The sequence below is a fragment of the Oscillochloris sp. ZM17-4 genome, from assembly GCF_019599295.1.
Taxonomy (GTDB): Bacteria; Chloroflexota; Chloroflexia; order Chloroflexales; family Chloroflexaceae; genus Oscillochloris.
The window spans coordinates 1-8,643 of sequence record NZ_JAIEWN010000090.1; the positions used below are offsets into that span (position 1 = coordinate 1).

Sequence of the window (8,643 nt, forward strand, 5' to 3'; positions counted from 1 at the left end):
CATGTCTATGTTTCTAAGGGCGGGCCGGGGCGGGCCGGGGAGAGCCGCGCGCTCCCTGGGCGCCCTTCTCCCCGTCATTGGAGAGGACACGCATGAAACGTCTGCTGATTGTTACGACGGTTCCCGCCACGCTCTCCGCCTTCCTGCTACCGTTCGCGCGCCACTTCCGCGAGCAGGGCTGGCAGGTCGATGCGATGACCAGGGGCGGCGCGGTGCGGCCAGAGGTGGCGATGGCCTTCGACCACGTCTGGCCGGTCGACTGGTCGCGCAGCCCGCTGAGCCCGCAGAACCTCGTCCGCACGCCGCGGGTCGTTCGCCAGATCGTGCGGCGGGAGCGGTACGACCTGATCCACGTCCACACGGCGGTGGCGGGGTTTGTGACCCGCTACGCGCTGCGCTCGGTGCGCGGGCGGGACGGCCCGAAGGTGATCTACACCGCCCACGGCTTCAACTTCGGCCAGGGCAACCCCTTCCACAAGAATGTCGCCTTCCTGGGCCTGGAGAAGCTGGCCGGACGCTGGACCGACTACCAGGTGGTGATCAACCGCCAGGACGAGGCGGCGGCGCGCCGCCACCGGATCGTGCCGCCTGATCGGGTCTGCTACATGCCCGGCATCGGCCTGGATCTGGGCTTCTATAAGGCCGAGAGCGTCACGGCGAGCGCGGTGGAGCGGGTGCGCTTGGATCTGGGGCTGGCCTCGGCCGACCAGCTGCTGCTCGTGGTGGCGGAGCTGATCCCGCGTAAGCGCCATGCGGACGCGCTGCGGGCGTTCGCGCGCCTGGTGGGGCGGAATGCGCACATGGCCCTGGCCGGGGAGGGCCCGCTGCTGGAGCCGCTGCGGCAGCTCGCGGCCGAGCTGAACATCCATGACCGCGTGCATTTCCTGGGGTTCCGCCGGGACATCCCGGCGCTGATGTGCGCGTCGTCCGCCCTGGTCCTCCCGTCGTGTGCAGAGGGGCTGCCGCGGAGCGTGATGGAGGCCCAGAGCCTGGAGGTGCCGGTCATCGGAACGGACATTCGGGGTGTCCGTGATCTGCTCGCTGACGGAAGGGGGCTGATGTTCAAGGTGGGGGATGTGGGGGGTCTGGCTCATGCAATGGCCTGGGTGCTTCGCCATCCTGGCGAGGCCCGCGCCATGGCTCAGCGGGGGCGCGCGCAGATCGCAACCTACGATCTGCGCCGGGTTATTGCGCTTCACGATGAGCTGTACGCGAAAGCGCTATGAGACTACCAGGCACTTCCTGTCCTTTGCGCATGCGTCTCACTGGCGACGACACAAGCGAAGGAAAGGAGCGAATCAATGTATCGCAGGATTGGCAAGCGGGCACTCGATCTCGTGCTGGGGGTTCTGGCGCTCGTCGTCCTGTCTCCGGTGATGCTGGTCACGGCACTGCTCATCCGCACGAAGCTCGGCGCACCTATCTTCTTCCGCCAGGAGCGGGCCGGCCTGCGCGGCAGGCCCTTCATGCTGTTCAAGTTCCGCACGATGACCGACGCGTGCGATGCGCACGGCAATCTGCTCCCGGACCCCGAGCGGATGACGCCGCTCGGGCACTTCCTGCGCAGCACCAGCCTCGATGAGCTGCCGGGCCTGCTGAATGTGCTCATGGGCGATATGAGCCTGATCGGCCCGCGGCCGCTGCTGGTCACGTACCTGGGCCGCTACACCTCCTTCCAGAATCGGCGTCACGAGGTGAAGCCGGGTGTCGCGGGCTACGCGGCGCTGTTTGGGGGCGACAGCCACGACTGGGACGCGATCTTTCGTCACGATGTCTGGTATGTCGATAACTACAGCTTCTGGAAGGACATCGAGATTATGGCGCGGATCCTCCTCGCGGTGATCCGGCGCGATAGCCGGCCCAACTCCTACCGCGGCGATCAGAGCAGCGTCCCTGAGTTTAAGCGCAGCGCCCTGTCGCTTCAGGTGAGCCAGTACGAGACGTATCACTACGAAGCGCAACAGCCCGTCCCGCTCATGGAGCGCGAGATCGTCAACCAACAGTGAACGGAGGAGCTCGATGAAGGTTAAGCTGATCGCTTCGGCGGCTGAGGCCAGGGCAGCCCTTGGGGATGTCACCGCGCTGTTCCAGAGCGCCTTCGGCCGCGAGCTCGATATGCGGTCGTGGTCCGATTACTACTTCGAGAACCCCTATGGCGACCCGATCGTCGCACTGGGCTACAGCGACGACATGCTGGTCGGCCACTACGCGCTGGTCCCCCAGAAGCTGGTCGACCGCGCGGGCCAGGGCTACCCGTACTACCTGGGCATCAGCCTGATGCTCCACCCGCAGTACCGGAAGGGCTTCCTGGCCTTCTACGAGCTGATGAACACGGCGCTGGGTGCCGCGAGGGCGCGGGAGCTGCCATTTCTGCTGACCTTCCCGAACGCCAACTCCTTTCAGCTGATCGAGCACGGCTTCAAGTGGCAGATGATGGTGGAGACCGGGCTGTATAACTGGCGGCCAGATCGGCCGGATCAGGAGTGGGCGCAGGTTGTGCCGCTGGGGTCGTTCGGACTGAGCGGCCGGCCTGATGAGCTCGACCACCCCTGCGACGCGACCTACCGCGAGTGGCGCAGCCACGCGATCCCGTACATGGCGGAGCTGGTGAACGGCCGGCTGGAGATCATCTACAAGCTCCTGGATGGCCACCTGCTGATGGTGCTGGATGCCCACACGGCGCAGCCGGAGCTCGGCGCGCACGACCTGGGCGCGCTGCTGGCCTACACCGGCGCGCGGCAGGCGCGCATGTCCGGCGTCCACGCCAGCGCGATCGGGCTCGACCCGGCCACGATGGAGCGGCACACCGACTACAGCGTGCGCATGTACTCCCTGCCGATCGCCTCCGAGGTGCCGAAGCTGCGCTTCGGCCTGCTGCTGTCGGATATCTTCTAGCCGCCCCGGGGGCCCGCGCCGGGAGCGCCCACAATCACAGAAAGGAAGAGCGACGCGAGGGCCGCCCGAGCTGCGCGCATGCCGCAGCTCAGCGCCGGCCCGGCTGCGGCGTTGCCAGAATGAGATGAACGTAGTAGTTGTCGCTGCTCACGCCGACGATGAGGTCCTGGGCTGCGGGGGCGTGATGGCGCGCCACGCGGCCCAGGGGGACGCGGTACACGTGCTGATCGTCACCCGCGGCATCCCCGAGATCTTCCCGCCCGACCACGTCGATCTGATTTTTCGCGAGCTGCGCGCGGCGCACGCGCTCCTGGGCGGCGCCGGCATCCACTTCCTGGATTTCCCCTCCCCGCGGCTGGACACGGTCGCTGGGTATCTGCTGGCAGACGCGATCAAGCGCGTCGTCCAGGAGCTTCGGCCCGAGGTCGTCTACGCGCCATACCAAGGCGACCTCCACGGCGACCACCAGGCGGTGTACCAGGCCACGCTGGTGGCCGCGCGCCCGATCGACGACTGCTCGGTGCGGCGGCTTCTGTGCTATGAGACGCTGTCGGAGACCGACTGGGCCTCGCCATTCGGCAACAACACGTTCACGCCAACGGTCTTTGTCGAGATCACGGATTTTCTTGAGCTCAAGCTGAAGGCGATGGAGTGCTACCGCACGCAGACGAAGGCGGCGCCGCACTCGCGGTCGTTGCCGTCGATCGAGGCGCTCGCGCGGCTGCGCGGCGGGACGGTGAGCGTGTCGGCGGCCGAGGCGTTCATGCTGGTTCGCGAGGTGGTGCGGTGAGCGGTGCTTGGCATAGAGCGAGGAGAGGAATAATGCTACAGCGACGACCTTTCATCGTGGTTGGGTGCGGCGGCTTTGGCAAAGAGGTGCTCTGGAGCGCGAAGAAGCTCAATGCTGCCCAACCGACCTATGAGATCCTGGGGTACTGCGACGACGACCCCGCCAAGAGGGGCCAGGTTATCTACGGCGCCCCAGTGCTGGGCTCGCTGGAGCAGGTCGACGCGGAGCGCTCCGCAAAGCCCTGCTTTCTCTGCGCCATCGGCAACAACCAGATCCGCGCCCGCGTGGTTGAGCGCGTGCTGGCCCTCGGATGGACGCCGGTCTCGATCATCGACCCCTCGGTGATCGTCGCCGAGGATGCGGTCGTGGGGGTCGGCACCTACGTGGGCGAGTACTCCATCCTCTGCCCGAACGCGCGCGTCGGCAACCACGTGATCATCAACAACCTCGCCACGGTCGGCCACGACGCCGTGCTCGGCGACTTCGCCCAGATCTCACCCGGCGCGCGGGTCTCTGGCGGCAGCGTGCTCGACGAGGGGGCGGCCCTCGGCTCGAACGCGGTCATCGTCCAGTACAAGCGCGTGGGGCGCTACGCGACGCTCGGCGCCTGCTCGTTCGCGCTGGCGAATATCCCCGACGGCGCCACGGCAGTGGGGAACCCCGCCCGCGTCACCTTCCAGCGCGCAGCGAGCACGGCCGTTAACTAGCGGGCTGTGCGGCGCGGCTACGCCGCGCCGCCGCAGCGCCAGCAACAAGAGATCCCGAGGAGCCGGAGGCTTACGCTGATACGCATGGGGCTTCGCCGCCGCAGCCCCGCCGGGAGGTGACGGTGAATCAGCCCTGCGTATCGAGGGAGATGAGGGTCTGCCATGAATCGCTTTGCACTTCGCAAGATTGTGGCCGAGGGTCTGGAGATCGATCCGGAGCTGCTAGAGCCGGATACGGACATGACGACGCTGGAGGAGTTCAACTCGGTTGCCGTGCTCATGCTGATGCTCGCCCTGGACGCCCAGGCGGGGATCAAGATGAGCCCGGAAGACGCGAGCCGGCTCCGCTACTATCGCGACGTTGAGGCGTTGGCCGATCGCCAGGGCATCGTGCTCACCGAGTGACAGCGCCCAGGGTAAAGCTCATGGGTTTCCGCGCCTAAAGGTAAACCTCTATGAATACGATCATTACCGCGATGCACTACTGCGTGCCGAAGGGCCGCATGACCAACGCAGATCTGGCGGAGCGCTTCGGCGAGCGCCAGCTCAAGGCGATCACGAAGATGGCCGGCATTGAGGAGCGGCGCATCGTCGCGCCTGGGGAGACCGCCTCCGACCTCGCCTACTGGGCCGCCAGGCGGCTGCTCGACGACCGCCGGATAGACCCGCAGCGCATCGATCTGCTGATCTTTGCCTCGCAGACCGGCGACCACCAGATCCCGGCGACCGCCTGCTCGCTGCACGGGCGGCTGGGGCTCGCGGACACCTGCGCGGCGTTCGACATCAACCTGGGCTGCTCAAGCTACCCCTATAGCCTGGCGGTCGCGCACGGGATGATCACCGCCGGCGTGGCCCATCGGGCGCTCGTGCTGAACGCCGATGCGCTGTCGCCCGTGATCCACCCGCTAGACCGGGGCCTGGTGCCGCTGCACGGCGACGGGGCGGTGGCGACCCTTCTGGAGGCGAGCGCTAGCGGCGGCGGGTTCCGCGGCTTCCGGCTGGGCACCGACGGGAGCGGCGCGCAGCACATCATGATCCCCGCGTCGGGCGCGCGCATCCCGCGCAGCGAGGCGACGCGGCGGGAGATCACCGACGAGTCGGGCATCGTGCGGACCCAGGAGCACCTGTACATGAATGGGCCGGCGGTGTTCCACTTCTCGGTCTATAAGATCCCCGAGGTCATCCGGCAGGCGCTCGATCAGTTTCAGCTGACGGTCGATGATCTCGACCTGGTGCTTCTGCACCAGGCGAATAAGACGATGGTCGATATGATCTACCGCGTGCTTGAGGTGCCGGAGTCGAAGCGATTCTACTACATGGAGTCGGTGGGGAACCTGGCCAGCGCCTCCACGCCGCTGGTGCTGGCCGAGGCGTGGCGCCAGGGGCGGCTGCACCCCGGCCAGCGCATCCTGCTCGCCTCGTTCGGCAACGGGCTGTCCTGGGGCGTGGCCGTGATCGAGTGGCCCGAGGAGGCAGGCCCGCCCGTGCAGGGGCCGGTCGAGCCCGGCGAGGCCGAGTGATATGCCGACGCGCCCGGGGGGCGCTGGCCTCTCCGGGCCCGCTTGCGGCCAGGCGCCCACGGCCCGGCCTGGTGACCTGCCACCGATGATAGAGCGACCAAGGGGGGGATACCGTGAACACCTTCTACCGCCTTCAGTCCGTCTTTCGCAACGTTTTCAACGACCCGACCCTGCGGATCTCCAGCGATCTGGCAGCGGGCGCCTACGAAGACTGGGACTCGGTGGCGACCGTGCATATCGTGCTGGCCACAGAGGTAGAGTTTGGCGTCCGCTTTACGACGGACGAGGTTGGGGGCATCCGCTCGGTCGCCGATATCGTGCGGCTCCTGGAATCGTACGCGCAGCGGCGCGACGGCGGCGCGATCCTCGCGGCGGCGCGCCCGACGCCCGCAGCTGCCCAGGCATACGAGGGGTGAGCTCATGAGAACCACTGTCTGCCTGAACATCGAACGCCTCCCGATCACCGAGGCGTTTGTGACCGCCATGCTGGCCCAGGTCGCAGACGAAGACGTGCTCGATCTGGTCGACAATGTCGTCGGCGCGGCCCCCGACTATGATGAGGCGCTGATCGAGGCCTGCCTGGCGGCGATCGAGTCGCGCGGGCTGGCCGACTCGGCGTCGCTGGCGCCCTACCTCGACGCGGAGTCGCCCTGGTGGGAGAGCGCCCGGGGCAGCTGGATCGCGGCGCGGCTGCTGGAGATCGTCGGGCCGGACGACGCCGCGCTGGCGGCATGGGGCCGGGTGATCGACCGCGGCGGCGGCGCGCTCCACAAGGCGTACCTGGCGCGCACCCGCGTGTATAGGCGGCTCGGCCGGATCGACGAGGCATTCGCCGACCTGCGCCGCGCCATCGTCGGCCAGGAGGAGTACGGCTTCCTCACCGTGGCCGCCAGGCTGCTCGACCGCCTGAGCCGCCAGGGGGTGCCTCCGGCGCAGCGCAAGGCGCGGATCGCCATCCTCTCCAGCACCACCAGCGACCTCATGGTCTCGCTGCTGCGCCTGGCCTGCTTTCGGGACGGCATCGACGCCAGCCTGTATGTCGGGCCGTACGGCAACATCCAGCAGGAGATCCTGAGCCCGGCGTCTGGCCTCTACGCCTTCGCGCCAGACTTCGTCCTGATCGCCACCCACTGGCACGATGCGAACCTGCCGCCATTCTCCGCCCGCCCGGACGATGAGGTCCAGCGCGTCGTCGGCGAGGTGCGTCAGCTCTGGGAGTCCCTGCTCCAGCGCCATGCGTGCCGCATCATTCAGCACAACTTCGAGCTGCCGCCGATCGACGCCTACGGGCACCTGGGCCTGTCTCTGCCCGGCGGCAGGGGCCATATGCTGCGCGAGATCAATCGTCGGCTCCTGGAGATCGCGCCGGGTGCCGTCGCCGTGCTCGACCTGGACCACGTCGCGGCCAGCTACGGGAAGCGGCGCTGGTCGGATATGGCCTACTGGTACACGGCGAAGCAGTACCCGGCCGCCGACGCGCTGGTGCCCCTCATCGACCGGCAGGCGGCGCTGGTCCGCGCCGGGCTGGGCCTGGCCAAGAAGGTGCTGGCCCTCGATCTCGACAACACCCTGTGGGGCGGCGTGATCGGCGAGGACGGGCTGGAGGGCATCCGCCTCGGCCCGCCCTCGGCCGTCGGCGAGGCGCACCAGGCCCTGCAGCGCTACGCCGCTGAGCTGAAGGAGCGCGGCGTCCTGCTCGTCGTCTGCTCCAAGAACAACGACGAGGACGCCCGGCTGCCGTTCCTCCATCACGACGCTATGGTGCTGCGGCTGGATGATATTGTGCTCTTCCGGGCCAACTGGCGCGATAAGCCGGCCAACCTGCGCGAGATCGCCAGCCAGCTGAACCTCGGCGTCGATAGCTTCGTGTTCCTCGACGACAACCCCGCCGAGCGCGATCTGATGCGGCGGGAGCTGCCCGAGGTGGCGACGCCAGAGTGCGGCGCGGACCCGGCCGGCTATATCGCGGCGCTCGACCGCGGCCTGTACTTCGAGTCGTGGGCGCTGTCCCAGGAGGACCGCGAGCGGCACCTGAGCTACCGCTCGAACGCCCTCCGCGCCGAGCTACAGGCGGTGGCCCCCTCGCTGGAGGACTTCCTGCGCAGCCTCGATATGGTCGCCGAGATCGGCGTGGTCGGCGAGCCCGTGCTGGCCCGCGTGGCCCAGCTGATCGGCAAGACAAACCAGTTCAACCTGACCAGCCGGCGGCGCTCGGAGGCGGAGATCCGCCAGCTGATAGGGCAGGACGGCAGCTGGACGCAGTACTTTAAGCTGAACGACCGCTTTGGCGACAACGGCCTGGTCGGTGTCATGATCGCCCGCCGGGTTCCCGCCGACATCTCGACCTGGGAGATCGACACTTGGCTGATGAGCTGCCGCGTGATCGGCCGGCAGATGGAGCAGTTGATGCTCCAGACGCTTATCGAGGCCGCGTACGCGCGCGGCGTGCGGGCGCTGCGTGGGGTCTACACCCCCACGGCGAAGAATGCCATGGTCGCCCAGCTGTACCCCCGGCTCGGCTTCGCGCTGGCCGGGGAGCAGCCCGACGGCACCATGTACTATGGGCTCGACCTGACCTCGCAGGCCACGACTCGCTGTGAGTTCATTCGGGTCCGCTCAGAGGTGGTGAGTAGATGAAGTCCGATAACGCGCGCACGGCGTTGCTGAGCGGGATCGATCTCATCGATATTGGTTCCGTCCAGCGGATGGCATCGTGCTACGGCGATGCGTT

Annotated in this window: 9 protein-coding genes; all 9 read left to right on the forward strand. The window is 67.8% G+C overall.

Annotation, left to right across the window (positions count from 1 at the left end):
• Positions 1-92: 92 nt before the first annotated feature.
• On the forward strand, positions 93-1,226 hold the full coding sequence (locus tag K2Z83_RS27150; protein ID WP_220598301.1) for a glycosyltransferase family 4 protein: 1,134 nt from the start codon (positions 93-95) through the stop codon (positions 1,224-1,226).
• 75 nt (positions 1,227-1,301) lie between these two features.
• A complete protein-coding gene (locus K2Z83_RS27155) occupies positions 1,302-2,006 on the forward strand; it encodes a sugar transferase (protein WP_220598302.1) in 705 nt (234 codons plus the stop codon).
• Positions 2,007-2,019: 13 nt separating this feature from the next.
• On the forward strand, positions 2,020-2,895 hold the full coding sequence (locus tag K2Z83_RS27160) for a GNAT family N-acetyltransferase (protein ID WP_220598303.1): 876 nt from the start codon (positions 2,020-2,022) through the stop codon (positions 2,893-2,895).
• 124 nt (positions 2,896-3,019) lie between these two features.
• Positions 3,020-3,685: a PIG-L deacetylase family protein gene (locus K2Z83_RS27165; protein WP_220598304.1), complete on the forward strand. Its 666-nt coding sequence runs from the start codon at positions 3,020-3,022 to the stop codon at positions 3,683-3,685.
• Positions 3,686-3,717: 32 nt separating this feature from the next.
• Positions 3,718-4,392 carry an acetyltransferase gene (locus tag K2Z83_RS27170; protein ID WP_220598305.1) on the forward strand — a complete coding sequence of 225 codons (675 nt, stop codon included), beginning with the start codon at positions 3,718-3,720 and terminating at the stop codon, positions 4,390-4,392.
• A 162-nt stretch (positions 4,393-4,554) separates the two neighbouring features.
• A complete protein-coding gene (locus K2Z83_RS27175; RefSeq protein ID WP_220598306.1) occupies positions 4,555-4,797 on the forward strand; it encodes an acyl carrier protein in 243 nt (80 codons plus the stop codon).
• Positions 4,798-4,847: 50 nt separating this feature from the next.
• The gene (locus K2Z83_RS27180; RefSeq protein WP_220598307.1) at positions 4,848-5,912 is read left to right on the forward strand and encodes a 3-oxoacyl-ACP synthase III family protein; all 1,065 of its coding nucleotides are present in this window, start codon (positions 4,848-4,850) and stop codon (positions 5,910-5,912) included.
• Positions 5,913-6,025: 113 nt separating this feature from the next.
• Entirely contained in the window at positions 6,026-6,328 is a 303-nt protein-coding gene (locus K2Z83_RS27185) for an acyl carrier protein (protein WP_220598308.1), read from the forward strand.
• Positions 6,329-6,332: 4 nt separating this feature from the next.
• Positions 6,333-8,549, forward strand: a complete 2,217-nt coding sequence (locus K2Z83_RS27190) for an HAD family hydrolase (RefSeq protein ID WP_220598309.1) — start codon at positions 6,333-6,335, stop codon at positions 8,547-8,549.
• The last annotated feature ends 94 nt before the right edge of the window (positions 8,550-8,643 follow it).

Excerpts from the sequence above, each read along its gene's own strand:
- K2Z83_RS27150 (WP_220598301.1), top strand. The coding sequence starts at position 93 with ATGAAACGTCTGCTGATTGTTACGACGGTTCCCGCCACGCTCTCCGCC.
- K2Z83_RS27155 (WP_220598302.1), top strand. The coding sequence starts at position 1,302 with ATGTATCGCAGGATTGGCAAGCGGGCACTCGATCTCGTGCTGGGGGTT.
- K2Z83_RS27160 (WP_220598303.1), top strand. The coding sequence starts at position 2,020 with ATGAAGGTTAAGCTGATCGCTTCGGCGGCTGAGGCCAGGGCAGCCCTT.
- K2Z83_RS27165 (WP_220598304.1), top strand. The coding sequence starts at position 3,020 with ATGAACGTAGTAGTTGTCGCTGCTCACGCCGACGATGAGGTCCTGGGC.
- K2Z83_RS27170 (WP_220598305.1), top strand. The coding sequence starts at position 3,718 with ATGCTACAGCGACGACCTTTCATCGTGGTTGGGTGCGGCGGCTTTGGC.
- K2Z83_RS27175 (WP_220598306.1), top strand. The coding sequence starts at position 4,555 with ATGAATCGCTTTGCACTTCGCAAGATTGTGGCCGAGGGTCTGGAGATC.
- K2Z83_RS27180 (WP_220598307.1), top strand. The coding sequence starts at position 4,848 with ATGAATACGATCATTACCGCGATGCACTACTGCGTGCCGAAGGGCCGC.
- K2Z83_RS27190 (WP_220598309.1), top strand. The coding sequence starts at position 6,333 with ATGAGAACCACTGTCTGCCTGAACATCGAACGCCTCCCGATCACCGAG.